Below are 26,934 nucleotides of genomic sequence, written 5' to 3'. Positions count from 1 at the left end.
CGTTGGGGGCGTTCATTGGACAGCTGTTTGCGCGAGGACGTCGTCGGCACGTTGGAGACGCTGGCCGTCGCGCGAAAACACATGCAGCGCTGCCGGTCGGACGTGGAACCAAATCGTGTCGCCGACCTTGTGGCGCGGCGCCTCGTTGGCGGTCGCGAATGTCTTCTTGCCGCCCGAAGTCAGCTCGACGATCCAACTGCCACCGGTCGGAAGGATGCCGGTCACGACCGCCTCGTCGGCGAAGTTGCCGAGAGGCACCGCGTCGGCCGAGTCGGCAATCTGAATGGTTTCGGGCCGGAGCCCGAGCGAGCCGATATCGGCATCGGGGCCCAGTCGGGCCGTGAGAAAGGTCACCGCGTGCCGCCCGACGACGTCGTGCGAGGCAGCGCCGATCTCGAAAATGTTGATCGGCGGGCTGCCGACGAACTCGGCAACGAAACGGTTGGCTGGCCGGTCATAGATGTCGTTCGGCGTCCCCATCTGTTGCAGCGAGCCCTCGTTCATCACCGCAATTGTGGTTGCGAGCGTCATCGCCTCCCATTGATCGTGCGTGACGAAGACGATGGTGGTGCCGAACTCAGCATGGATGCGCTTCAATTCGGCGCGCATTTCCAGCCTCAGTCGGGCGTCGAGATTCGACAGCGGCTCGTCGAGCAGCAATACGCCCGGATTGACCACAAGCATGCGGGCAAGCGCCACACGCTGCTGCTGGCCGCCGGAGAGCTGCGACGGATACCGTCCCCGGTATTTTTCGATGTCGAGCGCCTTCATGACGCGGGTGACGAGAGCCTCGCGTTCGGCCTTCGGCACCTTGCGCAGGCGCAGGCCAAAATCGGTATTGCGCTCGATGGTCAAGTGCGGCCAGAGCGCGTAGCTCTGGAATACGAGGCCGAGCTCGCGCTTTTCCGGCCCGACGAACAGGCCCTTGGAAATGCTGTCGACGACGCGCTCGCCGATGCGGATCTCGCCGCCGGAGAGGTTCTCCAACCCCGCGATCATCCGCAAGGTCGTCGTCTTGCCGCAGCCGGATGGGCCGAGCAGGCACATGAACTCGCCATTGGCGATCTCGAGGTCGAGATTCGACACTGCGTTGGGCGAACCGGCGCCGTAGCTCTTATTGGCGTTTTCCAGGATGATCGCGGGCATCAGCTGCCTAGTCCTTCCGCCAGGTTCGTCTTGGTGAGCTTCTGCGCCGCCAGAGTGCCGAAATAGGCGATGGCCGCGATGATCAGGACGACCGCGTTGGCCGCCTGCGTGTAGTGATAGTCGACGAGGCGCATCGAGAAGGTGGTCAGCACGTCGGTGCTGGGCACGGCGAGCATGACGAACAGGCTGAGCCCCTTGATGCCGGAGATGAAGGGCAGGAGGATGCCGGTCATCAGCGAACCCTTCTGGATCGGTACGACGACAAGGCGCATGCGCGCGAGCCAGCCTGCGCCGACGACCTGGGCCGCCTCCTCCGGATCTCTGCCGAGTTGCATCATGGCGGAGATGCCGGCGCGCGAGGCATAGGGCATCTGGTCGGCGATGAGTGCCAGGATCAGGATGAGCGAGGTGCCATAGAGCGCCGGAATCGGCCCGCGCGGCACCGCAAACAACGAGAGATAGGCGGCTGCGAAGGCGATGCCCGGCACGAGATAGGGCATGAACGTCACTTGGCGCAGGACGGCGGCGAGTGGCCGGACCGGCGTGCGCACCACGACATACCCGGTGATGATGCCGAGCAGGCCCGAGCAGGTCGAGGCCAGGCCGACGATCCATAATGTATTGAACGCCGCCTGCCACAGGTCCGGGCTGAGCAGGATGCCGGTGCGCATGGCGACCGTTGGCAGATTCCAGCCGATCCAATAGTCGAGGGTGAAGTTCGACCATGAAAAATCCGCCGGTACACGCATGACCGTCGACAGGAACAGGGTCAGCAGTGGCACGCCGACGCTGGCGGCGTAGACGCCCGCGGCGAAGCCGGTGGCCGGCCAGCGCCAGATGCCGAGCCGCGCCGGCCGGTTCATGGCGCCCTTGCCGCCGACTGTGACGAAGCGTTGCGCCTCGCGCACCAGATAGGCGTCGATCAGGATCGTGATGATGCCGATCAGCATGATGGCGCCGGCAATCACCCCGGCCACGCCGGTCTGGCGCGAACCGATCGAGCGGTACAGCGAGGTCGCGAGAACGTCGTACTTCACCGGCAGTCCGAGCACATAGGCGACGCCGAACTCGCCGAGGCACTTGGCGAAGATCAGCACCACCGCCGACATCAGCGCCGGGCGCATCAGGGGCAGGATGATCTTCAGCGCGATAGCTCCGCGTCCGGCACCGAGGACGCGAGCCGAATCCTCGAGCTGACTGTCGAAGCGGCGCAGCGCCGACCCGAAGAGGAGAATGACGAACGGCGTGTAGTGCAGCGCCAGGATGAGCGTGATCGGCACCTGGCCGTAGGCGAGCCAGTCCGGCGGGGTGAAGCCGAGGCTCTCCATCCAGCCGGCCTGGCCGCCGACCGTGCGGTTCTTGAACAGCGTCGTCCAGGCGAGCGCAAAGGTCCAGGCCGGCAGCATATAGGGCACGATGAGGGCCGTCGCGAACCACTGCCGCGCGAACATGTCCGTGCGGCAGATCAGCCAGGCGATGGCCGTGCCGACGACGACGGCGATACCAATGGCGCCGGCGGCCACCATCAAGGTGTTGCGCAGCGGTTGCCAGAACAGGTTCGCCGCCACCGGCGATGTGAAGGCGCGGGTGAGGTAATAGGTTGTGAGGCTGCCGACCTCCGCGGCGGTCCGGCGCTCGTCGCCGAACTGCACGGTCACCGCATCGCGCAGAATGGAGACCACCGGCACGACGATGAGATAGGCAAACAGAAGCGCGGCGAAGAGGCCGATGATGGTCGTCGGCTCGCGCAGCGCAACGCGGAGCCGGTAGCGCAGCCGACATGTCCAGGCCGGCGACGGGATAGCATTCGTCCGGGCCCCTTCCCGGCCACTCTCGCGGCGTGGCGCGACGGCATTACCGGTGGTCATCGAGGCGCCCTATTCCGCGCAAGGGCGGGCGCCCGCTGAAGCGGGACACGTCTTGGCCATCGTACCCTCCCTCTCCCCGCACAGCCTTGCAAAGAACGCTCTGCTGTGGGGCAGCTCTTATTTAGCTCTGATCGTGGGGCTGCACGCAGCTTGACCCGATCCGTTGCGTATCAAGCTCAACGCAAACGGCAGGCCTGTCAATCGCAATTTTGCACATGCGTGCAAGCGCGAACCTGGGCAGGTTGTGGTGAACCTCGACCGTGGTTTGCGACGCGATCCTCGCGTTTGAGCACGTTGGGCGGGCGCCGTTGGCCAAAGCCGCTACGGCCCGGCGGATGCGATCATCCGCCTCGGCGGAACCGTCATGGGAGCACTCTCATCATGGGAGCTCTTGGCGGTCCGACCTCCTCAACCGGGCGGGCCGGACGTCAGATCCAGGCAGCCCGGCGGGGCCGTCACTCCGCATCCAGGCCGGCGTCGCATTCGTCGATCAGCCAGGAGCGAAAGCTCGAGACCTCAGCACGCATTCGGGAGAGCCTCGGCGTGAGAAGATAGAAGGCCCGCTCCGACGCGACACGCAGGGCCGTGCCGAATGGTGCCGCCAGGCGTTGCCCGGCGAGATCCTCCGCAACGAGAGCAGATGGCGCAAGCGCCACGCCCTGGCCGTCAAGCGCGGCAGCAAGGGCCAGCGCGGTCTGGTTGAATCGGCGTCCGACCGTTGGTGGGGTCGATGCGTTCGCCAGTTCCAGCCAGAGCGGCCATGCGTCGTGGGCGTCGTGAAGGAGCGTCGCTCCTGCAAGGTCGTCCAGGCTCGAGAGTGTCTTGGCGATGGATGGGCTGCAGACTGGAAAGAGATCGTCCGCAAGCAGGCGCCGGGCATCGAGCGAGCGCTCGAAGGGCGGAGCTGACAGACGCACTGCGAGATCCGGCAGGCCATGTCCTCCGAGGCGTTCGGTCGATTCCGACGCCAGGACGCGCACCTCGACATCCGGCGCAATCACCGAGAATTTCCCGAGCCGCGGAATGAGCCATCTTGCCGCGAAGGAGGGAGTGACAGTGACCGTCACGCCGCGTCGTTCGCGTTCCTGCGTGGGTTCGATTGCGACCATGGCGCCCGCGATAAGTGCGAAGGCCCGTCTGATCTGCGGATGAAAGGCCCGCCCGGCCGCGGTGAGCGCGAGGCCGCGCGGCTCCCGCTCGAACAGGGCGACCCCGAGGCTGGCCTCCAGGGCGCGAACTTGTTGGGCGACAGCGCCATGCGTCACATTCAGCTCTTCCGCCGCAAGGCGAAGATTGAGATGGCGCGCGGCCGCATCGAATGCGCGCAAGGTCGCGAGAGGGGGCATTCGTGACATGATGAGGGTGTAGCAACGCTACAGGGACACCGCACGGAAAATCCATGGTTCGGGGCGTCCTCGTCGCCTACGACCAGCTGCAGCAGGCAACCAGAGGAAAGTCCATGACTCAGAAAGTCGCGATCATTACGGCCGGTGGCAGCGGGATGGGGGCTGCCGCCGCGCGCCGTCTCGCCAAGGACGGTTTCGCGGTTGCCATCCTGTCCTCATCCGGCAAGGGCGAAGCCCTGGCCCATGAGCTCGGCGGCATCGGAGTGACCGGTTCGAACCAGTCCAATGACGATATCAAGCGCCTCGTCGATGCGACCGTCTCCCGCTGGGGGCGCATCGACGTTCTCGTCAACAGTGCAGGCCATGGCCCGCGCGCGCCGATCCTGGAGATCCCGGACGAGGACTGGCATCGCGGCATGGAGGTCTATTTCTTGAGCGTCGTACGGCCGGCCCGGCTGGTGACGCCGGTCATGCAGGCTCAACGCTCGGGATCGATCATCAACATCTCGACGGCATGGGCCTTCGAGCCCGACGCTATGTTCCCGACATCGGCCGTGTTCAGGGCAGGGCTCGCCTCCTTCTCCAAGATCTTTGCCGACAAGTACGCAGCGGACAATATCCGCATCAACAACGTGCTCCCCGGCTGGATCGACAGCCTGCCGGCCACCGATGAGCGACGCCAGCGCGTGCCGCTGCAGCGCTATGGCAGGAGCGACGAAATCGCGGGCACGATCGCCTTCCTTGCCTCCGACGATGCCGGCTACATTACCGGACAGAATATTCGCGTCGACGGCGGCATCACGCGCGGGATCTGAGCAACAGCGCGCGCTGGGCTCTTGAACATTTGGGGGGCTTGCGGAAAACGCTCGCGGCCCCCTCAGGCGCGCCCGGAAATGCCCTTTCCCCCCAGAAGGCTCCTTCCGACAGAGGGCTCTTGCCCGGTTGCCCTCGGGGGGAGTGGCTCCCGGGTCAGGGCGGAGGTGCAGGCCGGTGACGTGCTGTCTGGATGCTGCCGACCGCTCAGGGGTGGCCGCCTCCTGATGGGCTGAACACCGACCAGCCCGTCGCTTCGGCAATGCGCTCCAGCGCGAGGGTGCCGAGGCGGGAATTGCCGCATTCGTTCAGTCCGGGCGACCAGACGGCGATTGCGGCCTTGCCCGGCGCGATCGCCAGGATGCCGCCGCCGACCCCGGATTTTCCGGGCAGGCCGACGCGGAAGGCGAAGTCGCCGGAAGCATCGTAATGACCGCAGGTCAGCATCAGGGCATTGATGCGGCGGGCTCTTTGCGCCGAGATTACCCGCGCTCCGCCGGGCGAATGCAGGCCGCCGAGCATCAGGTAGCGCCCGGCCATGGCGAGCTGCCGGCAGCTCATGGCGATGGCGCATTGGTGGAAATAGACGCCAAGCGTCAGTGGCGCCGCATGCGTCAGATTGCCGAAGGCCTTCATGTAATTGGCCAGCGCAATGTTGCGGAAACCCGTCTCCTGTTCGGCGCGGGCCACGGTCTCGTCGATGACGATCGTCTCGTCCTCGGCGAGATAGCGGATGAAGCGCAGCAGTTCGCCGATCGCGATGCGCGGTTCATGTCCGGCGAGATTGACGTCGCTGACGACGAGTGCGCCGGCATTGATGAAGGGATTGCGCGGAATGCCCTGTTCGCGCTCGAGCTGGACGATCGAATTGAAGGGGGTTCCGGAAGGCTCGCGTCCGACGCGGCGCCAGAGCGTGTCGCCGACCTTGCCGAGCGCCTGGGTCAACGCGAAGACCTTGGAGACGCTCTGGATCGAGAAGGGCTCTTCGGCATCCCCGGCAGCATGCGTTGCGCCATCGGAGGTGACGATGCAGAGGCCGAACTGTCCGGGATCGACGTGGGCGAGCGGCGGAATATAGCTCGCGACCTCGCCCCGTTCGGGATGGGCGGCCATCTCCTCGGCCACCTCGTGGACGATTCGTCCGATATCTGCCACGGCCGCTCTCCGCTTTCCCGGACGGCAGGAAGCCCGAGGGCTGCAGGGGGGTCAAGATTGCGGCGCGCCAGACCGACCTTGCAAGGGGCCGTCGTTGCGGTGCTGCGGGCGACGATGCTTCGCTGCCGGATGACGCCGTGGGCGTGCGGCATTGCCTGGCCAGGATCGCTTTGGCGACATGCCGTGGGGGAGGAGCGCTGCGAGCTGCAGCAAGCCGCGAATCTTGGGCTCAGTGCAACTGGCGGGCCGAGCTGACCAGCAGCGGCGCGCCGGAGAAGGGCCGGTCGAGTTCGCTTTGCGACGCGATCATGCAGCGCGACTTGCCGCGCGACTTGGCCTGATAGAGTGCGCTGTCTGCCGCAGCGAGCAGGGTCATCATGTCCGTGCCGTGGTCCGGAGCAAGCGCAATCCCGACCGAGGCTCCCACGGTGACCTCGTGCTTGTTGTCGAGCTCGTAGGGCCGCGAAATCTCGCGGATCAGCCTTTCGCCGAAGCCGAGAAGTTGCGCGGCTTCGGTTTGCTCGGACAAGACGATGAACTCGTCTCCACCCATCCGGGCGGCGAGATCACCAGTGCGGATCATGCCACGCAACCGCTCGGCGACGAGCTGCAGCAGCCGGTCTCCGGCCATATGGCCATAGCTGTCGTTGACGGCCTTGAAGCCGTCGAGATCGAGATAGATCAGTGCGAGCCGCTTCTGTCCGGCATCGCGGGCGAAATGCGCGTCGAGTGCCTTCGTCAGGCCCGAGCGGTTCGAGAGCCCGGTCAACATGTCATGGCGCGCATGGAACTCGTTCTCGCGCTCGGCGCGCATCGTCGTGACCAGCATCTTGTTGAGCGTGCGGGTCGCCCGGCTCATGCTGAAAAGATAGAAGGGGATCTGCATGAAGACGATCAGCATGATCGGCTCGCCGAGGAAGGGCGCGGCAAAGCAGCAGGCCCCGAGCGTGAGGAAGATCATCACTCCGGCGAGTCGTGGCGCCCCGTAATTGCGAAAGCAGATGCCGCCGACCATTGCGGCGGCCGACAGGCAGGCGAGCGTGGCCACCACCCAATCGCCGCTGCTCAGGCTGATGAAGGTGCCGTAGCCGACACCGCCGGCCCAGGCGACGCCGAGCAGGATGTAGAGATCCGTCGGTGTTTCCTTGCCCTGCCTTGCCCGGGTCTGGGCGAGGAGCAGCACGAAGAGCCGCGTCACGCAGCAGAGGATCTCGAAGGCGCACCAGAGCACGAATGGCAACGTCGGAATCCGCATCGCGATCAGAAACGACACGGCAATGGTGTTGATCACGCCGCCGGCGAAGATCGGCAAGGTGCCATAGAGGCTCCCAATCAAGGCGACCCTGATGTCGGCAGGCACATCGGGGCCAGCATCGGTCAGCCAGCGCGTCAGGCGCCAGCGCGGCAAACTATAGCTTGATGCCTGGCCATTCATACGCGTGCTGCAACTCCCTGGCCGTGAGGTCCTGGAAGAGACCGGGTCGAGACCAGTGCTCTTGTTCGCGGCTCATAGGGCCGAGCTGTTACGATTCCGTGTGGAAGGCATAATGACTTGCGAACTTCCCTAGCGTCGGATCGTCACGCCGCCGCGACTACAGGCCCTTGCCGGAAAGTTTGAGCAGTCGGGCCACCTGGGCATCCAAGAAACCGCTGCTGCGCGCATCGGTGAGGTTGCCATCGGCATCAAACATCTTGTCGGCGAAACTGACGGCGACCATCTCGGGCACCATCAGCGCGCCGAAGCCGAGTTCGAGTGAGGTTCGCAACTGGGTCAGCCCGCGATAGGCGCCGAGCGAGCCGGTGGAAGCTCCGCCGAGCGCCACGACCTTGCCTGCAAGGCCGCTGGCGGGGGCGCCAGGCTTGGCTGTCGATGCCCAGTCGAGCGCGTTCTTCAAGGCCGGGGCGTAGCCGGCATTGTATTCGGGGCTCGCGATGTAGAGGCCGTCATGCGCGTCGATCAGCGCGCGCAGCTCATGGGCTGCCTGCGGCGCGTTGCCGAAGCCGGTGGCATCGACCAGGGGAAGCGGATAGTCGCCGAGCGAGATCTGCTTCACCTCTGCGTCGGCGGCACGCAGCCTCCTTGCCGCCAGCGTCGCGAGCTTGGTGTTGAGGGAGCCCTCGCGCCAGGAACCGGCGAAAACGAGAATTCTAGGTTCTGGCATGTGACGACCCCATGACCTGGCCGGAAAGCTCCGGCCTGTCCGCGATCAGGAAAGCTTGCACTCTTGCTGGCGGCCTGGAAACCCGGGCTGCGGTATCGACACCATGCGCGGGAGGGCGGGTGGGACCATCGCCCGGGAGCCGTCGCAGTCCTATGCCGCGCGACGATAGACCCAGACGCGGGCCGGCGGGATATTCCGCAAGACCCAGTCGGACACCATGGCCTTGAGGCCCGAACCCTTCCGCGGCACCGGCGAGATCACGGAGTAAGTGAACTGGATAAAGGGCGCATCCTGGATGAGCAGCGTGAAAGCGTCCTTGACGAGGGCCGTGCGCGTGGCCGGCGGGCGCGTGAATAGCGGCAGGCTGGAGACGACCGCTACGGCCTTCTCGCTCAGATGCCCGGCAAGCGTCGTCGATAGCGCATAGGCGTCGCCTTCCACCACGGTGGCGCGCGGAAAACGTTCGCGCAGCAGCTTGCAGAATTCGGGGCTGTACTCGACCAGGATCAGCCTGGACTCGTCGATGCCGCGTTCGATCAGCGCCTCTGTCACAGGGCCAGTTCCGGGGCCGATCTCGATCACCGGACCAGGTACGCTCGGATCGACGAAGGAGGCCATGCGGCGCGCCAGGAACGGGCTTGACGGGGTCACCGAACCCGTGCGCAGCGGGTCGTCGATCCAGGATTTCAGGAAGCGGGCATCGTCGCCGAACTTCGCCTTGGCCTCATTGACCCGGGTCTTCAGCTTCCCGGCCGTGTTGCGGACCTCGCCCTCGACCTTGTAACGCACGGCTGCGACCTTGAGCCTGGCCTCCGCCACGCTATCGGCCAACTCTGCGGCCGTGACGCGCATTTCACCCTCGATGCGAGCGGCAACGCTCGATTTGCCGAGCCGGCCGGCAAGCGCGCCGCGAGAATCCCGGGTGGTGGAAGGACGCGTCATGAAACCTCAGGCCTCGCCCCGTTAGCCGAAGCATCAGAACGAACAGATGCCGCTAGCGAGCAGAATTGACGTTAACCGTCAAGAAGTTCGGGTCAAGAGTGCGGCGTAGCGGTTGAGCTGTTTCAGATCAACGGTCTCGGATGGCGTTCGCGTTCGAAAAGCAGGGCCATGCGCGCGGTCAGCCGCGGGTTGAGCAAGGTGAGCCGTCCCCCGGCAAGCGAGAAGAGGCCGGCACGGCGCAGGCGCGACCAGGTTTTGCTGGTGTGGACAAGTGACAGGCCAAGCGCGTCTGCGAGGTGCTGTTGCGACAAGGGGAACTGGAAATTGTTGTCGCTGACGAGATCGAGCGCCTCGGCCCGGCGATAGAGCGAGATCATCAGTGCAGCAATGCGCTCGCCCGCATTGCGCTGGCCGACCGAGGTCAGATTCTCGTCGATTAGGCTCTCCTCGCGGGAGCCGAGCCACGCGATCTCGTATGACAGCGACGGCATGTGCACGAAGAGATCCCAGATCCGCTTGCGCGAAAAGGTGCAGAGCTCGACATCGGTCAGCGCTTCGATGCCATGTTGGGCCGCGCTCAGGAGTGACGCCTGCAGCCCGACCAGATCGCCCGGCAGCAGGAAGTTCAGAATCTGACGCCGGCCGTCGGGGAGCGATTTGTAGCGAAAGGCCCAGCCGGAGAATAACGTGAAGAGCTCGGCATCTTCCTGGCCGGGATGAATGACCTCCGATCCGGCCGGAACGGAACGATGATCGATCTTCATCCCCTGGATGAAGCGGACTTCCTCATCGCTCTTGTCCTTGAATGCCGCCTTCAGCCGCAAAGGGCAGGCCAGGCAAGGCACTCCGAGCCGGGCTATGCTGGCATGGTCGGGCATGGTCTTCATGACGCCATTATGCGCGGAGGAGCCGGCATAGCTCAATGGCGAATCGCATGCTGCGTGCGGTGCAACATATCCTTTGCAATTGGCGGAACTGGCAGAAGCGTTGCGGCGTTCTAGCGCCGTGGAGCGTGCCGATCTCCAGCCTCCGGTTTATGATTGCGACACCTCGCGATGATGCTCCGGTCAATGACATCTCGGGCGGGAGTTGCAAGGCCATGGCTGAGACACCGCAACCATCCAGGCGGTCGCGCATGCGGCAGTTTTTCCGCATCGCGCTGCGGTTCTGGAGCGGTGAGACCCGGTTGCGCGCCTGGGTTCTGACGATAGCGGTGCTGGTTTTCGTCGCTGCGCAGACGGCGAGCGCCGTCGGCATCAATAGCTGGAACCGGTACTTCTTCGATGCGCTTGAAAAGCGCGATACCGGCGCTGTCTGGTCGGTGATCGCCTGGCTGCCGGCGCTGGTCATCGCATTCAGCCTGTCGCTGTCTGCCCTCGTGATCAGCCGCATGCTGCTCCAGGCGCGATGGCGGGAGGACCTGACCAGGCGTCTCGCCGGCTGGTGGATCGCTGATCAGCGCTATTATCGGCTCGGCTTCCTCACCAAGAGGCAGACGGCTCCCGAATACCGGATCGCAGATGACGTCCGGCTCGCGATCGAGCCGCTCGCCGAATTCGCGATCGGGTTGATCAGCGCGGCGGTGACGGCCGCGACCTTCGCCGCCATCCTCTGGCAGGTCGCAGGCTCAGCTCACTTCACGCTCGGTGGCGTGGCGGTCGTGATCCCGAGCTACATGGCGCTGGCCGCGATCGTCTATGCGGCGGTCGCGTCGCTCGCGGCCTATCTCACCGGACGACCGCTGGTCGCTCGCATTGCGGCCAAGAACGAGGCCGAGGCCCAGTTCCGGGCAGAAATGACGCGATTGCGCGAGAATGCCGAGAGCATTGCCCTGATCAAGGGCGATGCCGACGAGCGAGCATCGGTTGGCGAGAACTATGGCCGCGTCCTGGCCGCCTGGCTCCGCGTCATTCGCCAACAAGGCGTGATCGCATTGGTGCTCAACACCAATGGTGCCTTGTTTCCGATCGTGCCGCTGCTGCTGATCGCGCCAAAATATCTCTCGGGCGAGGTTACGCTCGGGGCCGTGATGCAGGTCGTCGCGGCGTTCAGCGCCGTTCAGGCCGCGCTGATCTGGTTCGTCGACAACTTCGTCAGGCTGGCCGAGTGGTTTGCCTCCGTCATTCGGGTCGACGAGCTTGTCGAAGAGCTGGAGGCGCTCGATGTCGGCACGATCATGGTCGGCGAGACCCAGATCTCGCTCGGCGAGAGTGATGACGGCGCGATTCATATCAAGGAGCTCTCGCTGGCGCACAGCAATGGGCGCATCGTCATCGCAGACGCGACGGTTATCATCGAACTCGGCGAGAAAGTTCTGATCGTTGGCGAGAGCGGCTCCGGCAAGAGCACGCTGATCCGGTCGCTGGCCGGCCTCTGGCCCTGGGGTTCAGGCTCGATCCAGGTGCCTCGCGGCAAGAGCATCGCCTTCGTGCCGCAGAAGCCCTACTTGCCCCTCGGCAATTTCAGGACAGTCCTGCTCTATCCCGATTCCGACATCCCCGTCAGCGACGAGACCATCATTGCCGCCCTTCGGCGCTGCGGCCTGGCCTACATGGCCAAGCGCCTGAACGAGGAGGATAATTGGGATCGCGTCCTGTCCGGCGGCGAGCGTCAGCGCGTCGCCTTCGTGCGCTTGCTGATCCAGAAGCCCGATATCATCATCATGGACGAGGCGACTTCGGCCCTCGATGAGGACAGCCAGAATTCGCTCCTTGGACTGTTCGAAGGCGAGCTCGCACACGCGACAGTCATCAGTGTCGGTCACCGCCCCGGCCTCGAGGATTTCCATGACCGCAAGATCACCCTGGAGAAGCGTCTCGCCGGCGCGCATTTGAGCTCGCGCCGGATCGGGAAGTCGCTCTGGCGGCTGTTTCGCAGCCGTCAGCCCGCCAACGAGGACGAGGAGGCCTGAACCGCCGCTCCCGGTTTCGTGATCGCTGCCACCCGCACAACGGGAACCGAACGGGCGGCGTCGCGTTCTCTTCGACGTAAACCGGTCAATGGTGACCGGTCGTGGCGTAGGGAGAGACAGATGTTGAATGACAGCCTTGCCCCCATCAAACGCGCCTTCGCCTTCTTTGGAATCATGGGCGCGGTGGTGGCCACGCTGACCTTCGGCTCGGCTCTCCAGAGCGCGACCGATCAAAGTTCGACCTCCGTCGCGGAGGCCAAGATTCGAAACAACGTCCCGACGGATAGCCAGCTGGCATCGGTGGATCCCGCCCAGAGGGTCGCCGATCGGACCAAGCGCGCCATCGCGAGCTCCCAGGAGGCTCGCGTGGCCGGGCCGATCGCCAGCGTTATTCGCTGAGCCGGAACCTACTGCGGGATAGCGCAATCAGGGGCGCTCGGTCGCGGTGCGACGGGAGCCCCGCGCGCTTGTCACGCGTGAAGCCGCCTTCGGGCGGCTTGTTTTGTCCGTGGCCGCGCTGACTGCCATGAGGCGCATCGCTTGGCCGGGAGGGTTCTGTGCAGCTGCGTATCCGTCACGCGACGACCTATCGCTACGCCCAGCCGGTCGGGTTCGGACCGCATCGCCTGATGCTGAGGCCGCGGGACAGTTTCGACCTGCGCGTCGTGGAAACCGCGCTCAGCATCACTCCGGCGGCGCAGTTGCGCTGGATGCATGATGCCTATGGCAATTCGGTTGCCATCGCGAGCTTCGAGGGGCAGGCCGACAGCCTCGACATCGTCAGCGAACTGGTGGTCGAGCGCTTCGGACCGGCCCTTCCGAGCCCGGTGCTCGCGTCGGACGCGGCCATGACGGGGGTTGTCTACACCCCCTCCGAACGCGCGGCGCTACAGCCCTATCTGGCTCTGGCGAGCGCCGATCCGGATGGCGCCCTCGACCAATGGCTTCTCGCCTTTCGCGCGCGGAGCGGCACCGGCACCGGGCACCTGTTGCGGGATCTCGCTCATGCCATCAATGACGCATTGAGCTACGCCATTCGCTATGACGAGGGCACACAACACCCGCTCGACACACTACAGCTGGGGAGCGGCTCCTGCCGTGACTATGCGTGGCTGTTTATCGAGCTGGCGCGCCGCCTGGGCTTCGCTGCCCGGTTCGTGACCGGTTATATTCACGAGCGTACCCTGGAAGGCGGCGGCCTCGTCTCACCGGCCGGCCTGACGCATGCTTGGGCCGACGTCTTCATCCCCTTCGACGGCTGGGTCGAGTTCGATCCGACCAATGATCTGGTGGCGGACCGCCAATTGCTGCGCATCGCCGTCGCCCGCGTTCCTGAGGACGCATCGCCGGTCTCCGGCAGCTATACCGGGCTCGCCGGAGCCTTCCTTGGCTTGAACGTTGGGGTCAGCATCGAGCCGGTCGAGACGGACGCCTGCTGAGCAGGCTCAGTCCCGATGCACGATGCGCCAGGAGCCCAGTGAGCGCCCGCCCGGCGCGGAGACCTCGGTCGCCGCGATCTGTGTCAGGAGACCGGCGAAGAGCTTGGGGGGCTCGGCATGGTCGATCTCGCGATCCGCCTTGATGCTGATCTCGATGGTCTCCTCATCGATATCGGTAGCGGTGACCGTCACGGTGAGGCCCGGTCCGTGCCGCAAGGCGCGCCCCACCACGTCGACGATCAGGAAGCCGAGCGGAATGATCCGGTCGACAGAAAGGGACGACATGGTCTCGATCTGGCTGATCAGGCCCTGGTCGCGGCGGCGGATGAGGTTCGAGATCATCGTCATGACGTCGTCGAGGAACAGGTCGACGCGGACAGGCTGCATTTCTCCATCGGCGAGCGTGAAGCGATAGGCTGCCGAGAGGACGTGGACGCGGCATTCGGCGTCGGCGAGCGCTAGCCTGGCTTCGCCGCGGGAATCGCGCTTGGTCAGCCCGATATAACTCTGGACGACCTGCAGGCTGTTCTTCACCCGGTGATGCAGCTCGCGCACCAGGAAGCGATTGTCGTCGAGGGCGTTCGAGAGCTTGCGCTGCCGCACCTCCTCCTCCTCGACCATCGCATTGAAGGCCTCCGCCACGCTCCGCATGTCGCTCGGCATATCCGCCGCAATCGGGGCCCGGGCACTCGAGAGTTTCGCACGTGTCCTGGCCGCCGTTTCGATGCCGCGCAGCCAGCGCACGCAATGCCGGTCGATTGCGCGCAGGTAGACGAAGCAGAGCAAGGCGAGGGTGAGGAGCGGGGTCAGCAGCAAAATGAGGAACTGCGTCTGGGCCGCACGTTCGGCTGCGTTGTCGAAACTCGCGATCACATAGAGGTCAGGCTCGGCAACCATGCGGGCGGCATAGGCGCGGTTGGGTCCGGCCCTGCTTGCCGCCTCCCAGCGGGCCTTGACCTCGGGCACCACTTCCTGCGCCGGCAGCCAGGACTCGTCGCCTTCATCGGCTCCCCGGCTGGTGACGATTCCGCTGCCCCGATGGATCAGCGCGACCGCAAGGCTTTCATCGCTCTCGCCGAGGTCGAAGACCTTGTTGAGCAGGTCGGAGTCGGCGAGCAGCAGAGCTTCCTGCGCAGGCTGTTCGGGATCGTTACTATGAGCATAGACTGCGAGATAGCGCTGCCGATCGAGGATGAGATCGTCATAACGCACGGTCGCCAGTTCCGTGCCTGCCCAGATGCGGACCGGTGGTTTGGCGCTCAGTCGCTCTGCGGTCGCGGCAAGCTTGGCAGACGTGACATGCGGATCGAGCGAGACCGAGCAGATCTCGCCGTTGCGCATCTTGAGGTGAAGGGCGCTGTAGCCGGTTACCCGCTTCAGAATCTCTTGGGCGGCCGCATCGCAATCCCCGCTGCTCGACGTGCCGACGGCCGCGGCCGCCGTCAGCAACGAGCGCAAGGCGCCGCGATACCAGACGCGAGCGCGCACGGCATAGTCGTCCGCCGTGCGGATCTGGAAAGTCTGAATTGAGGCGATGACCGTTCGATAGGTCGTGATCGCCGCGATCGCCGACAGGCAGGCGATCGGCAACGCGATTGCGACCAGCAGGGCGAGAAGCCTGCCGCGGACGGTCTTGAACCGCGCCAGTCGCATTAGGGTCGGATGGGTTCGGAGCTGGTCCTGTGAACCGCCGCCGCGCTCTGACGATCGGGCCCGAGATCATCGAGACCTTTGATCGACAGCAGCTCCGCAAGCTTGGTGCGCGCCCTGTTGACGCGGCTCTTGATGGTGCCGATCGCGACGCCGCAGATTTCAGCAGCCTCCTCATAGGAAAGGCCCGTTGCGCCGACCATGATCAGCACTTCCCGCTGCTCCTCCGGAAGCTTGGCCAGAGCCTTGCGGAAATCTGCAAGATCGAGATGGCTCTCCTGGTTGCCGTGCACCGCCATGCGCTCGGCATAGGTGCCTTCACTGTCCTGCACCTCGCGGCCGCGCTTGCGGTAAAGCGAGTAGTAGGTGTTGCGCAGGATGGTAAAGAGCCAGGCGCGCAGGCTGGTGCCCGGTTCGAACTTGTCCGAATTGCCCCAGGCCTTGAGCAGGGTGTCCTGCACCAGATCGTCCGCGAGCTGCATCGAACCCGAAAGCGACGCCGCAAAGGCACGCAGGTTCGGGATTTCCTTGATCAGGCCGTCCTTGAATTCAGGGGCGCTCATCACTTGCTTCCTCAGCGGATGAACGGCTTTCCTTGGCTTCCAGCTKCGCCAGCAGAACCAGGAATTTGTCGGGGATGGGTGCGTTGATCAGATCGTCGTAATGCGCCTTCAGCGACCGGCCGATCGACTCCTGAACCCTGGGGTCCAGAATGGCTTCGAAATCCGTCTCTTCGCCCCCGTTCGGCTCTGGCATCTCGATCTTCATACCACTCATCATACCCTCGCGCCGACACCGCTCCGCTCTTGCTGCAGGGGCGGCCGGATTGCCCTGTTCAACCGTCATCAACATCCCGGCCGATCATGATCCGCCGGGAGCATCATTGACACGTATGCTGCCAGATAACGGTCTAGTTTCAGAAAAGTTCCGGGCAAATCGTAAAATAAATTGCTTGTCAGAAACACGTTGCGGGTGCTCACTTTCGGCAGGTTGAAGAAGGACCAATCAATGTCGATTGCGAAGGAAATTGCCCCGCATCTGCCCTATCTGCGCCGCTTCGCGCGAGCTCTGAACGGCACGCAGGCGAGTGGCGATGCCTATGTCGTTGAAATGCTCGAAGCGCTCGTCGTCGATCCAAATTCCTTTCCGCGGGACGTCGATGCCCGCACCGGACTGTACAGGACTTTCCTGAAGCTCTGGTCGTCGGTCGGCATCAACAACCAGTCTTCGGGCGGTGTGGAGCGCTCGTCGGCCGAGCGCAATCTCAGTGCGCTGACGCCGCGTCCACGGCAGGCCTTCCTGCTGCGCACCGTTGAGGGCTTTTCGCTCGATGAGGTCGCTGCGATCATGGAGGTCTCCGCGGCGGAAGTGGCAAATCTCGTCCAGGTCGCGGGACAGGAAATCGCCGATCAGGTCGCCACCGACGTGCTGATCATCGAAGACGAGCCCATCATCGCGCTCGATATCGAAACGATGGTCGAAGAGCTCGGACATACGGTGACCGGTGTCGCCCGGACTCATCGCGAGGCGATCGCATCTGTCGCGAAGAAGCGGCCGGGCCTGGTGCTGGCCGACATCCAGCTTGCTGACGGCAGTTCCGGCCTCGAAGCCGTCAATGAGATCCTGAGCGCAATCGACGTCCCGGTGATCTTCATCACGGCCTATCCGGAACGCCTGCTGACCGGAGACCGGCCCGAGCCTGCCTTCCTGATCACCAAGCCATTCCAGCCGGAAGCGGTGAAGGCGGCGATCAGTCAGGCGCTGTTCTTTGACCGGCGCGCCGGTCGCAAGGCCGCCTGATACAGCTCAGTATGACAGCGGGTCCGTGGCGTCATGGCGCAACGGACCCTTTTTCGTGCGTCTTACCAGCCCAGAAAATAGACGATCAGAAGTGCCGGAAACGGCAAGGCGACGATCATCGGCGCAATCCATTTCATGACATCTCTCGTGGCGCGTGGCCGCCTCACGACCGCCGCCCCTTGGTTATTGCAATCAGGCCGGTGATGGCCGCTCCGGCGAGCGCAGCGAAGAAAACGATCCTTGCGGCCATTGTCGCCAGCCCCGGCACACCGCCAAAAGCCAGCATCGCCGCAACAAGCGCTGCGATCAGGAATGTCACGGCCCACCCGGACATCGAGAAACCTCAGAATTCAACATGCATCGTTGAAGCAACGGTTCTGCCGCCGCAAAAGTTCCGCCTTGGTGGCCCGGGGCGGACGAGTGGTGAAGGGAACAAGTTTTACACACCCCGCGTTGCCTCAGGTGCGTTCCGAAATTTGAAGGACGCCGAGAACGACAAGGATGATTCTGCTCGATATCTTTCCGCTTACGACGGACGCATCCATTTTATTTGGCAGTTACGTGGGAACCAGCGCGCTGATCACTCTGGCTGTCCTTCTCGTCGTTGCACCGCTTGCGCCTCTCCCTGCTGAAATCGTGACGGGGCCTGATTGAAGGAGGGAATGCTGCGATGACGTCCAGGGGCATGGGGCTGGTAGTGCGGGTGTGCTGCATTGGCGCGGTGGCCGCCATGTTGCCCCTTGGCACGCCTTCCAAGGCCGAGCCGGCCCCACGAACTCAGACGGAGCGCTCTGCGCCCATTGGCGTGCCGCCACCGCGCCCTCGGGATTTGGCTATACCTTCGCCTGCGCTGCCCTCCGTGTCGGCTCCCGCGGAACAGTCGCCTGCGAAGCCGGTCGAACCGCAGTCACCCGTCACCTCTACTCCTACTCCGCCCGGAGACGGCGCCTGCATGCGGGCATTGGCAGCCATCGCGGGCAATCGCATTCGTCAACCCGATGCGAAGCAGTACCGGGCAACGGACCCGGCCTGCCGGGTGCAGGAGCCGGTCGTCGTGGAGGCGCTTGCCTACCGTGCGAGCGACGGGCCGGGGAAGGTTGTCTTCGCGCCGCCGGTCACGATCAGCTGTGCCATGGCGACGACGGTTTCGCAGTGGCTTGACGATACCGTCCAGCCCCTCGCCCGAGGGCATTTTGGGCGGGATCTCTCGCGTCTTCAGGTTGGAGGTGGCTATGAGTGCCGTCGGCGCAACCGCTCGACGGCCGGCCCGGTCAGTGAGCATGCGACGGGTCAGGCGCTCGATATCTTCGCTTTTGTCATGGGCGAGGAACGGTCGGGCAGCGTTCGTGTCATGGTCGAGAAGCCGGCAGGATTGGCTCAGGACCGTTTTTTGAAGTCGGTGAGGCAATCGGCGTGCGGGGCTTTCGCGACCAGCCTAGGCCCGGGCTCGGACGCCGCCCATGCCAATCATCTGCATGTCGATATTCAGCCGCGCCGCTCAGCCGCGGCGCGCTTCTGCCAATGACGGTGTGCCGTCGCTCAAGCGACGTTGTCGGAGATTTCGTCGAGTTCGACGCGGGTGAGCCGCCAGGGATCGCTTGGGCGAAACAGGGCCACAGGAACCCGGCCGGTCTCGGCCTGCGCGCGGCGGATCGCGAGAATATCGAGCGCCGTGGTTTGGTCGAATCCCGACGCAATCAAATCCTCAAGTTCCCAAAAGGGAGGGAGCCGATCCGGCTCGCTGCCTGTCGGGATCAGCGTCGCTTGCAGAGGAGGGCTAATACGAGTGAACATCTCACGTTTCCGTCCAGGGGCGGAATTGGAACGCAACGCTCCTGCCTAGGTTCCAGACTGATTGGGAACTGTGGAGCTATTGCGGCATTTTTTGGTAACCATGTTGTCAGGAGATTCGTCATGATCCATCGGCCTGCCAAAATTGTCGCCGCAACCGCGTTCTGCGTTGCCGCTTTGAGCGCTCTTACAACCACGGCTGCGAACGCGCAGAGCGGGGCCCCGGCAGGTCGGCTGAGTTGCCATGTCGGCGGCGCACTCAACCTTATCGTGACATCGCAGAAGCCCATGGAGTGCCGCTTTACGCCGCGCCGCGGGCCCGTGCAGCGCTATACCGGCGTTGTGCGCGGTTTCGGGCTCGATGTCGGCTCGTTCAAGCGCAGCAGCATGGGCTGGCGTGTCTTTGGTCCCTATGCGCGAGCCCCTCTGGGGGCGTTGGCGGGCACTTATGTTGGCGCAAGCGCCGGCGCTTCGGCGGGGACGGGAGGATCGGTGAACATGCTCATCGGCGGCGTCGAGAAGGATGTCACGCTGCAGCCTCTCTCACTGCAGACCCTGCGCGGCTTCAATGTCGCCGTCGGCGTTACCGGTCTCGAGCTTACGCTCGCGCCGTCGTCTTCTCCGTCGCGTGGGCGCCGCTGATGTCTCGCAACTTGCTCAAGACGGAGAGGCTTCTGCAAAGGGTTACGCTTCGATAACCTTCTTGCCGCATGTTTAGCTCAATTTGGAGCTTTCCGTCGCGGTGCGTCCCGCGTGCCGGAACAACGCCATGCTTCGCCGCGTTCTTCACCCAGAGGCGAAAGTTCCATGGCAGGTCGAGAAAGGACGCGGGATTGATGAGCCAGATCCGCATCCTGATCGTCGAGGACGACCCGTTCATCGCGATGGATATCGAGTATGCCGTGATGGACAAGCTCGGCGAGGATGCCGAGCTCATCATTGTCGGTTCCGTCGAGGAGGCTCGGCGCGCCATCGGCTCGCCGGTTTCCTGCGCATTGCTGGACATCGACGTTGTCGGCGGCAAGACGTTCGACGTTGCCAAGAGCCTGCTCAGCAAGGGGACGCCGATCGCGTTCGTGTCCGGTGCGACACCGGGCGATGTGCCGGACGCGTTGCGCCAGGTGCGTTTTCTGCGCAAGCCATTCTCGACGCGCGAGATTGCAAGCTTCGTATCTCGGGCGTTGAAGGCGAACTGACGGCACCCGGCGGCTCCGTTCCGGGCAGCTCCCGCGGTCGGTTCAGCTCACGTTGCGCTCAGTCTCTCTTAGGGAATATCAACGTGACCCGGGTTCCAGGGCGCTCTGTGCCCGGGGTGCGGGCGGCGACATCCATGGTTGCCCGCATGCTGCGCAACAGGCTCGCAATGACCGTCTGACCCAGCCCCTTGGCCTCGGCCTGGGGCGGCATTCCAACGCCGTCATCTTCGATCGTCAGGACGAGTGTCGGGGCTTCGGTGCCGTCACCTCTGCCGAAGCGAATGACGACCCGCCCGGTCATGTTCCCGGGAAAGGCATGTTTGATCGCGTTGGTGACGAGCTCGTTGACGATCACCACGAAGGAGACCGCGTCGCGCCCGGGCAGCCGGATCGAATCCATATCGAGATCTATCGAGATGGGGCGGCCCTCCGCCGCCTTGCCGATCTCGTCCAGCAGGTCCTCCATATAGGGCCGGGCGTCGATCTCGTCGGTCTCGATGTCGAGACGCAGCCGGCGCTGTCCGGCGGCGATCGCCTGGATGCGCGATTGCGCCTGGGCGAGGGCCGCCTTCACCGCTGGCTCGCGCGTCTGCCGGCTCTGAACATTGAGCAGCGCGGAAACCATGGCGAGGTTGTTGCCAACGCGGTGGTTGACGTCACGCAGAAGCGCCTCGATGCGCAATCGCTCCGCTTCGAGCTGCTGCGTGCGCTCACTGACGATCTGTTCGAGTTCCGTATTGGTCATCGCGAGCGCTGCAGAGCGGCGCTGGCGCGTACGGACCTGCAGCCATGCCGCGAATGCGAGCCCTGCCAGCGCCACCACGATTCCGATGCTTGCCCAGAGCCGGCGGCGCTCCTCACGGCTGCTTAAGGCGACCAGCTTGATATTCTCGGCGAGCTGGATCTGCTGGATTGTCCCGCGGAGTTCGTCCATCGCCGCAATGCCGTGCCCGTCGCGGATTTGCGCCAGCGCCTCAGCCTGCCGGCCTTCGCGAGCAAGCGCTATCGCTGCCTCGAGTTCCTCGAATTTGCGGGCCATCTGGGCGCGCACCAAGGCCACCCGCTCGCTCTGCTGCTTGTCGTCGGAGACGAGGCGCTCAAGCGCTTCGAGGTCGGACGGAGCGGCCGCGCGGCCAGAGGTATAGGGGGCAAGGTAAGGTGTCGTACCAGTCAGCATATAGCCGCGCTGCCCGGTTTCAGCATCCCGCATGTGCCCGAGCAGGCGTTCGGCCTGTTCGCGAATCTCGACCGAATGAGCCACCTCGCGCGATGTTTCGATCGCTTGCGAATTGATCCAGGCCGCCAGGATGATCGCAACCCCGACGACGGTGATAGCAGCAATGGTCGTGGTCGCGGAGCGCAGCCGCCGGGCCAGCGTCGGCAATGGCGATAGAAAGATCGGGCCTTGCGGCCTTGCTTGGGCGGACATGGGCACCGTGATAGCCGACCGAAGTCACAATCCCTATGTAAAAAGACAGGATCGTCCATCCTCAGGGCCGCGCTACGCCTATGAGGACGCCGCGACGGGGCTCCGAAGCGAGGTTCTCAGCTCTCTCCCTCGGCGCCATCGTCCCCCTTGAAAAGCTGACGTCCGAGGATCGCGCCCAGGATCACCACGCCGCCGACGAGAACGGTGCTCCACTTCTTGCGGGAGCTCAGCAGCGAGGCCGCGACCGGAGCGGCGGCCAGGGCGGTTGCAGCGAAGGGCGGGGGCGGCCGGCGACGGCTGTTGATGAAAGCCGCGATCGCGAAGACCAGCAGACCGGCAATAACCAGCCCGCCGGCGATGATCAGGCTCGCCTGGACCTTGCCATAATGCAGCTCCAGCACCGCATGCAGGGCGCCGAGCGCGAAGCCGACGGCGCAGATCATCAGCAGGACCGCCAACCCGTACAGGCCGTAGACGACGATATTGCGCTTCACCCTGCCGCGGATTTCCGACGCCAGCAGTGCTCCCAGCCCCCCGATCATGATCTCAGCGTGCCGAAAGGAAGCCGACGAACAGACCGACCGCTGCGGCCACGCCAAGCGCGCGCAACGGGCGTTCCTGAATTTCCGCGACGATCAGGCGCTGCAATTCGGTCGCCTGCTCCTTGGCGACGTCGACCATCTTGTCGGTATCGACCCCGACGGCCCTGAGCTTTTCGCTCACCGTCGCCGCGAGGTCTTCGGCGCTGCGAGACAGGCTCTCCTCGACATTCTCGGCTTCGCCGCGAACGCGGCGCCCGGCTGTAGTCGCGCGCTTGGCGATGTCGTCGGCGCCGGCTGCGATCTCATCCCCGGCGCTCTTGACGGAGGTCTCCGCCTGACGCTTCGCGGAAGTGGCGGTCTTGGCCATGTCTGTCGTTCCCTATGTCTGGAAAACCGGTTCCGTCGAGAAATCGACGCGTCATGGTGGCAACGCGCCATCCTCGCTCCGGTTCCGCGAACTGCTCGGTGATCAGCCCGGCCGTTAAGCCGGTTTGGTCTCCTCGCCAGCGTCGTCAAGCTGCGTCTTGCGATACCGCGCGAACTCCTCTTGCGCCACCATGGCAACGAGGAGGATCGGAGTCGAGAGCACTGCGCCTGCCGGCCCCCAGAGCCAGAGCCAGAAGATGAAGCCGATGAAGACCAGGAAGGGCGACACCGTCAGCGTACGGCCAACGAAGACGGGGGTGATCGCGTTCCCCTCGAGAAGGTGGAGCACGAAATAGGTGGCTGCCGGCCAGGCCGCGCTGAGGAGCGAAGGCGCATCGAGCAGGGCGCCGGCAAACAGCATCACTGTGACGATGATCGGGCCAATGAAGGCGAGATAGTTGAGGAGGAAGGCGAGCGCACCCCAGAACACCGGAAAGGGGAGTCCAGCGAGCCAGGCGATCGCCATCGAGGCCAGGCCCACGCCGAGATTGATCAGAGTGACGAGGCCGAAATAGCGGGCGACCCGCACTTCGATCTCCTCGAAGAAGGATCCGGCGGACCGGCGTGCGCCATGGCCGAGGCAGAGCCTGAGGACGCGCGCCTTGAAAATCCGGCGGGTCGCCAGCCAGAAATACACTGTCGCCACGAAGATCAGCAGCCCGCCGGCGGCAGTGGAGGAGCCGAGCGCGATATCGAAGAGCGGATTGCCTTGTGAGACGTTCAGTTCCACGCCGCTCTTGCCGGAGAGGCTGGCCGCCATCTTCTTGAATTCGTCCATGAAGACAAGGACGCCGGCCAGTTTCGAGCGCAGCGCGGCCAGCATGGCCGGGAACTGATCGCTCCAGCTTGCGATCGGCACTGCCAGCACCGTCAGGGAACCGATCAGGAGCAACACGCCGACAAGGACCACGATAAAGGCAGCCAGGAGCTGCGGCACGCCATGGCGCACCAGCCAGTCGACGACCGGGCCGAGCACGAGGCCGAAGATCACCCCCGCGGTGACAGGCAGGGCAATAACCTTGGTGATGGAGAGTGCCGCAGTGGCTAGGATCACGAAAATGCCGACGATGGCATAACGCAGGATCAGGTCATGCTCGTAAGGCGTGACGGTGCGGCCGCTCTCCTCCTCAACGACCTCAGGCTCCACCATATAGCGCGGAAAAGGCCTCCAGGCCGACGTGTTGAGCATGATGCGTTACCCCCGCGCGCGCCGAGGCACGACGGAACGATAACGTCAGTGCGGCCGCTCTGGTTCCCGCCCGGTCTGGCTCTCGGTCAGTGCGCCTCGTCCCAATTGCCGGCCGCGCGCGCATCGACCTGGAGCGGCACTCGCAGCTGTACCGCCGGGTGCGGCGCCTCAACCATCACCTTGGTGATCACCGGCAAGGTTGCCTCGACCTGCGCGTCTGGCACTTCGAAAACGAGCTCGTCATGCACCTGCAGCAGCATGCGGGCATCGAGCCTGGCCTCAGTCAGGGCTCCTTCCATCCGGATCATGGCACGGCGGATGATGTCGGCCGCCGAGCCCTGGATCGGTGCGTTGATCGCCTGACGCTCGACAAAGGCGCGCTCGGACGGGTTCTTCGAGGCGACGGCCGGGAAATGGCAGACCCGGCCGAAAATCGTGGTGACATGACCGTTCGCTCTGACCGCCGTCTTGGTCTGATCCATATAGTCGCGGATGCCGGGGAAGCGCTCGAAATACTTGCGGATATAGGCGCCCGCTTCCTCGCGCCCGATGCCGAGCTGATTGGCGAGGCCGAAGGCCGAGATGCCGTAGATGATGCCGAAATTGATCGCCTTGGCCCGCCTGCGCACCTCGCTCGGCATGCCCGCGACCGGCACGCCAAACATTTCCGACGCGGTCATGGCGTGGATGTCGATGCCGTCGGCAAAGGCCTGCCGGAGCTGCGGTATGTCCGCGATATGGGCGAGAAGGCGCAACTCGATCTGGCTGTAGTCGGCCGAGATCAGTTTGTGACCCTTCTCCGGAATGAAGGCCGTGCGGATCTTGCGACCCGCTTCGGTGCGGATCGGGATGTTCTGGAGATTGGGCTCAGAGGAGGAGAGCCGCCCCGTCGTCGTCGCAGCCAGGGCATAGGACGTGTGCACCCGGTTGGTCGCCGGGTTCACGTAGGCCGGCAGTGAATCGGTATAGGTCGACTTCAGCTTGGCGAGCTGGCGCCATTCCAGGATCTTCGACGGCAGCGGGTGGCCCTGCTCTGCGAGATCTTCGAGTACGCCGGCGCCGGTCGCCCATTGTCCGGTCGCGGTCTTCTTGGCGCCAGCGAGTCCCATCTTGCCGAACAGGATGTCACCGAGCTGCTTGGGACTGCCGATCGTGAACTTCTCGCCGGCGATCTCGTAGATCTCATCCTCGAGCCGCGCGAGCCCCTGCGCGAAGTCGCCCGAGAGCCGCGACAGGATCTGCCGGTCGATGGCGATGCCGCGGCCTTCCATGCGCGCGAGAACGGCGACCAGGGGCCGTTCGAGCGTCTCATAGACGGTGGTCTTGCTTTCGGCTGTCAGGCGGGGCCGGAGCGCGCGCCAGAGCCGCAAGGTGACGTCGGCATCCTCCGCCGCATAGGCGGTCGCCTTTTCCAGATCGATCTTGTCGAAGGTCACCTGTGCCTTGCCGGTGCCCGCGACCTGCGAATAGGGGATGGTCTCGTGGCCAAGATGCAGCTCCGAGAGCTTGTCCATGCCGTGGCTGTTATTGCCGGCATCGAGCGCATAGGAGATCAGCATCGTGTCCTCGATCGGGGACACGGCGAGCCCGTGACGCTGCAGGACGAGCAGGTCGTATTTCAGGTTCTGGCCGATCTTCAGCACGCCGCTATCGGCAAGCAGCGGTTTCAGCGCCGCGACTGCGTCGGCGACGGGAATCTGGCCCTCCAGCATACCACCGCCGAACAGGTCGGTGCCGCCGCGATGCTGCAACGGGATATAGCAGGCGCGGCCTGGCGCGACGGCGAGCGAGATGCCGATGAGATCGGCCTGCATCGCATCAAGCGAGTTCGTCTCGGTGTCGAGCGCGACCTGGCCGGCCTCATAGGACCACGCGATCCAGCGCTGGAGATCGGCGAGCGTGCGCACGCATTCATAGGTCGAGCGGTCGATCGGCAGCTTCGCGACCTCGTCGCGCCGCTGTGCCACGAGATCGGTCGGCTTCATCCAGCCATCTGTCGCGGAGGCTGCCGCGATGGGCGCTTGCGCCGAGCCTGGAGCCGCGACCGTTCCGTTGGTCGTGGCGGCGATCGCGTCACCGGCCGGTCCGTCCGTGCCGGCATAGAGCGCCTTGAGCTCGGCTGCACGCGATCCGCCGGGTGCGAGCGCCGGGTCGGGGTCGACTGCCGCGACATCGACCTCGTAGGCCTCGGCAACGCGCTTGGTGATGGTGGTGAACTCCATCGCCTTGAGAAAGGCGACCAGCCTGGCCGGATCGGGCTGGTTCAGTGTCAGGTCGGCAAGCGGTGTCTCGACCGCGACATCGTCGACCAGGGTGACGAGCTTGTGCGAGATCCGGACCTTCTCGACCACCTCGGGATTGGTCAGCGTCTCCCGGCGCTTCGGCTGCTTGATCTCGCCGGCGCGCGCCAGCAACGTCTCCAGATCGCCGAACTCGCCGATGAGCTGGGCAGCGGTCTTGATGCCGATCCCGGGTGCGCCCGGCACATTGTCGGTGGCATCGCCGGCAAGCGCCTGCACGTCGACGACCTTGTCGGGCGTCACGCCGAAATACTCGACCACCTCGGGCTCGCCGATCTTGCGCTCGGCACGAAAGCCCTTGCCCTTCGATGCGTCGCCGGAGGCAGGGTCGTACATGGCGACGCCCGGCCGCACGAGTTGCATCAGGTCCTTGTCGGCCGAGACGATCAGCACGTCGGCCCCAGCCTCGCGCGCCTGCCTGGCATAGGTCGCGATCAGGTCGTCGGCCTCGTAGACATCCTGCTCGACCGGGATCAGGCCGAAGGCACGGACCGCCTCTCGCATCAGCGGGAACTGCGGAATCAGGTCGGCCGGGGGCTCGGAGCGATTGCCCTTATAGGCCGGGTAGAGAGCCTTGCGGAACGAGTTCTCCGTCTTGTCGAAGACGATGGCGAGGTGGGTCGGCTTCACGCCGAGCACGCCCTCGCGCACGAACTGGAAGAGCTTGGTCGCAAACAGCCTCACTGCGCCGGAGGGCAGTCCATCCGAGCGCGAAAGATACTTCCGGTCCTGATTGATCGACTGGAAATAGGCGCGGAAGATGAAGTTCGAGCCGTCGACGAGAAAGAGATGGTCGCCGGGCTTGAGGTCTGGTGCGGTCGTGCTCATG

At 64.6% G+C, this 26,934-nt stretch carries 27 protein-coding genes; 9 read left to right on the top strand and 18 right to left on the bottom strand.

Going from position 1 to position 26,934, the window contains the following annotated elements:
- Positions 1-12 precede the first annotated feature (12 nt).
- From AC1DGP_RS06935 to AC1DGP_RS06925, 3 genes are all read right to left on the bottom strand, one after another.
- A complete protein-coding gene (locus AC1DGP_RS06935) occupies positions 13-1,146 on the bottom strand; it encodes an ABC transporter ATP-binding protein (protein ID WP_441504967.1) in 1,134 nt (377 codons plus the stop codon).
- On the bottom strand, positions 1,146-3,014 hold the full coding sequence (locus AC1DGP_RS06930) for an ABC transporter permease (protein ID WP_441504966.1): 1,869 nt from the start codon (positions 3,012-3,014) through the stop codon (positions 1,146-1,148). Before AC1DGP_RS06930 ends, AC1DGP_RS06935 begins: the two co-directional genes overlap by 1 nt.
- A 455-nt stretch (positions 3,015-3,469) precedes the next feature.
- The gene (locus AC1DGP_RS06925) at positions 3,470-4,360 is read right to left on the bottom strand and encodes a LysR substrate-binding domain-containing protein (RefSeq protein ID WP_441504965.1); all 891 of its coding nucleotides are present in this window, start codon (positions 4,358-4,360) and stop codon (positions 3,470-3,472) included.
- A gap of 113 nt (positions 4,361-4,473) precedes the next feature.
- On the opposite strand from AC1DGP_RS06925, the gene AC1DGP_RS06920 reads away from it, so the two are divergent.
- Entirely contained in the window at positions 4,474-5,175 is a 702-nt protein-coding gene (locus tag AC1DGP_RS06920; RefSeq protein WP_441490571.1) for an SDR family oxidoreductase, read from the top strand.
- A gap of 205 nt (positions 5,176-5,380) precedes the next feature.
- Here AC1DGP_RS06920 and AC1DGP_RS06915 read toward each other — a convergent pair whose 3' ends face one another.
- The 5 genes from AC1DGP_RS06915 to AC1DGP_RS06895 all read right to left on the bottom strand — a co-directional run bounded on the left by AC1DGP_RS06915 (position 5,381) and on the right by AC1DGP_RS06895 (position 10,355).
- Positions 5,381-6,328 carry a glutaminase gene (locus AC1DGP_RS06915; RefSeq protein WP_441504964.1) on the bottom strand — a complete coding sequence of 316 codons (948 nt, stop codon included), beginning with the start codon at positions 6,326-6,328 and terminating at the stop codon, positions 5,381-5,383.
- Positions 6,329-6,557: 229 nt separating this feature from the next.
- Positions 6,558-7,763, bottom strand: coding sequence for a diguanylate cyclase domain-containing protein (locus AC1DGP_RS06910; RefSeq protein ID WP_441504963.1), 1,206 nt, complete (start codon positions 7,761-7,763; stop codon positions 6,558-6,560).
- 157 nt (positions 7,764-7,920) lie between these two features.
- On the bottom strand, positions 7,921-8,490 hold the full coding sequence (locus tag AC1DGP_RS06905) for an NADPH-dependent FMN reductase (RefSeq protein WP_441504962.1): 570 nt from the start codon (positions 8,488-8,490) through the stop codon (positions 7,921-7,923).
- A 150-nt stretch (positions 8,491-8,640) separates the two neighbouring features.
- The gene (locus tag AC1DGP_RS06900; protein WP_441504961.1) at positions 8,641-9,432 is read right to left on the bottom strand and encodes a class I SAM-dependent methyltransferase; all 792 of its coding nucleotides are present in this window, start codon (positions 9,430-9,432) and stop codon (positions 8,641-8,643) included.
- 122 nt (positions 9,433-9,554) lie between these two features.
- A complete protein-coding gene (locus AC1DGP_RS06895; protein ID WP_476831900.1) occupies positions 9,555-10,355 on the bottom strand; it encodes a Crp/Fnr family transcriptional regulator in 801 nt (266 codons plus the stop codon).
- Positions 10,356-10,567: 212 nt separating this feature from the next.
- On the opposite strand from AC1DGP_RS06895, the gene AC1DGP_RS06890 reads away from it, so the two are divergent.
- The 3 genes from AC1DGP_RS06890 to AC1DGP_RS06880 all read left to right on the top strand — a co-directional run bounded on the left by AC1DGP_RS06890 (position 10,568) and on the right by AC1DGP_RS06880 (position 13,782).
- Positions 10,568-12,343 carry an ABC transporter ATP-binding protein/permease gene (locus tag AC1DGP_RS06890; protein ID WP_441504959.1) on the top strand — a complete coding sequence of 592 codons (1,776 nt, stop codon included), beginning with the start codon at positions 10,568-10,570 and terminating at the stop codon, positions 12,341-12,343.
- 120 nt (positions 12,344-12,463) lie between these two features.
- Positions 12,464-12,742 carry a hypothetical protein gene (locus tag AC1DGP_RS06885; RefSeq protein ID WP_441504958.1) on the top strand — a complete coding sequence of 93 codons (279 nt, stop codon included), beginning with the start codon at positions 12,464-12,466 and terminating at the stop codon, positions 12,740-12,742.
- 158 nt (positions 12,743-12,900) lie between these two features.
- A complete protein-coding gene (locus tag AC1DGP_RS06880) occupies positions 12,901-13,782 on the top strand; it encodes a transglutaminase family protein (protein ID WP_441504957.1) in 882 nt (293 codons plus the stop codon).
- A gap of 6 nt (positions 13,783-13,788) precedes the next feature.
- Here the strand turns inward: AC1DGP_RS06880 and AC1DGP_RS06875 are convergent, their stop codons facing one another.
- The 3 genes from AC1DGP_RS06875 to AC1DGP_RS06865 are packed head-to-tail and all read right to left on the bottom strand — an operon-like array spanning position 13,789 to position 16,200.
- The gene (locus AC1DGP_RS06875; RefSeq protein ID WP_441504956.1) at positions 13,789-15,435 is read right to left on the bottom strand and encodes a sensor histidine kinase; all 1,647 of its coding nucleotides are present in this window, start codon (positions 15,433-15,435) and stop codon (positions 13,789-13,791) included.
- Complete coding sequence (locus AC1DGP_RS06870) at positions 15,435-15,995, bottom strand: sigma-70 family RNA polymerase sigma factor (protein ID WP_043234959.1); 561 nt, start codon at positions 15,993-15,995, stop codon at positions 15,435-15,437. Before AC1DGP_RS06870 ends, AC1DGP_RS06875 begins: the two co-directional genes overlap by 1 nt.
- Entirely contained in the window at positions 15,982-16,200 is a 219-nt protein-coding gene (locus AC1DGP_RS06865) for a NepR family anti-sigma factor (RefSeq protein WP_476831899.1), read from the bottom strand. The genes AC1DGP_RS06870 and AC1DGP_RS06865 overlap by 14 nt, the downstream gene beginning before the upstream one ends.
- Positions 16,201-16,440: 240 nt before the next feature.
- On the opposite strand from AC1DGP_RS06865, the gene AC1DGP_RS06860 reads away from it, so the two are divergent.
- On the top strand, positions 16,441-17,232 hold the full coding sequence (locus AC1DGP_RS06860) for a response regulator (RefSeq protein ID WP_113516876.1): 792 nt from the start codon (positions 16,441-16,443) through the stop codon (positions 17,230-17,232).
- A 163-nt stretch (positions 17,233-17,395) separates the two neighbouring features.
- Here AC1DGP_RS06860 and AC1DGP_RS06855 read toward each other — a convergent pair whose 3' ends face one another.
- Entirely contained in the window at positions 17,396-17,566 is a 171-nt protein-coding gene (locus AC1DGP_RS06855) for a DUF1328 domain-containing protein (protein WP_441504954.1), read from the bottom strand.
- A 167-nt stretch (positions 17,567-17,733) separates the two neighbouring features.
- On the opposite strand from AC1DGP_RS06855, the gene AC1DGP_RS06850 reads away from it, so the two are divergent.
- Together AC1DGP_RS06850 and AC1DGP_RS06845 are read left to right on the top strand one after the other, a co-directional pair.
- A complete protein-coding gene (locus tag AC1DGP_RS06850) occupies positions 17,734-17,886 on the top strand; it encodes a hypothetical protein (RefSeq protein ID WP_441504953.1) in 153 nt (50 codons plus the stop codon).
- Between the two features lie 298 nt (positions 17,887-18,184).
- Positions 18,185-18,757: an extensin-like domain-containing protein gene (locus AC1DGP_RS06845; RefSeq protein ID WP_476831898.1), complete on the top strand. Its 573-nt coding sequence runs from the start codon at positions 18,185-18,187 to the stop codon at positions 18,755-18,757.
- A 14-nt stretch (positions 18,758-18,771) separates the two neighbouring features.
- On the opposite strand, the gene AC1DGP_RS06840 is transcribed toward AC1DGP_RS06845, so the two are convergent.
- Positions 18,772-19,062 (bottom strand): hypothetical protein, encoded by a 291-nt coding sequence (locus tag AC1DGP_RS06840; RefSeq protein WP_441504951.1) that lies wholly within the window; start codon positions 19,060-19,062, stop codon positions 18,772-18,774.
- A gap of 84 nt (positions 19,063-19,146) precedes the next feature.
- Here AC1DGP_RS06840 and AC1DGP_RS06835 point away from each other — a divergent pair, with 84 nt between their 5' ends.
- Together AC1DGP_RS06835 and AC1DGP_RS06830 are read left to right on the top strand one after the other, a co-directional pair.
- On the top strand, positions 19,147-19,665 hold the full coding sequence (locus tag AC1DGP_RS06835) for a DUF992 domain-containing protein (RefSeq protein ID WP_441490585.1): 519 nt from the start codon (positions 19,147-19,149) through the stop codon (positions 19,663-19,665).
- Positions 19,666-19,859: 194 nt separating this feature from the next.
- A complete protein-coding gene (locus AC1DGP_RS06830; RefSeq protein WP_069878378.1) occupies positions 19,860-20,219 on the top strand; it encodes a response regulator in 360 nt (119 codons plus the stop codon).
- Positions 20,220-20,277: 58 nt separating this feature from the next.
- Here AC1DGP_RS06830 and AC1DGP_RS06825 read toward each other — a convergent pair whose 3' ends face one another.
- The 5 genes from AC1DGP_RS06825 to polA form a co-directional block, all read right to left on the bottom strand.
- Positions 20,278-21,648 (bottom strand): sensor histidine kinase, encoded by a 1,371-nt coding sequence (locus AC1DGP_RS06825; protein ID WP_441504950.1) that lies wholly within the window; start codon positions 21,646-21,648, stop codon positions 20,278-20,280.
- A 116-nt stretch (positions 21,649-21,764) separates the two neighbouring features.
- Positions 21,765-22,190 (bottom strand): hypothetical protein, encoded by a 426-nt coding sequence (locus AC1DGP_RS06820; RefSeq protein ID WP_441490588.1) that lies wholly within the window; start codon positions 22,188-22,190, stop codon positions 21,765-21,767.
- Between the two features lie 4 nt (positions 22,191-22,194).
- A complete protein-coding gene (locus tag AC1DGP_RS06815) occupies positions 22,195-22,557 on the bottom strand; it encodes a glycine zipper domain-containing protein (protein WP_441490589.1) in 363 nt (120 codons plus the stop codon).
- Between the two features lie 114 nt (positions 22,558-22,671).
- Entirely contained in the window at positions 22,672-23,805 is a 1,134-nt protein-coding gene (locus AC1DGP_RS06810) for an AI-2E family transporter (RefSeq protein ID WP_476831897.1), read from the bottom strand.
- An 86-nt stretch (positions 23,806-23,891) separates the two neighbouring features.
- Entirely contained in the window at positions 23,892-26,933 is a 3,042-nt protein-coding gene (gene polA / locus AC1DGP_RS06805) for a DNA polymerase I (protein ID WP_441504947.1), read from the bottom strand.
- Position 26,934 lies beyond the last annotated feature (1 nt).

It is taken from the genome of Allobosea sp. 05T433, from assembly GCF_056396065.1.
Note: the sequence above shows the minus strand (reverse complement) of the source record. Positions and strands in the feature narration are given on the sequence as shown.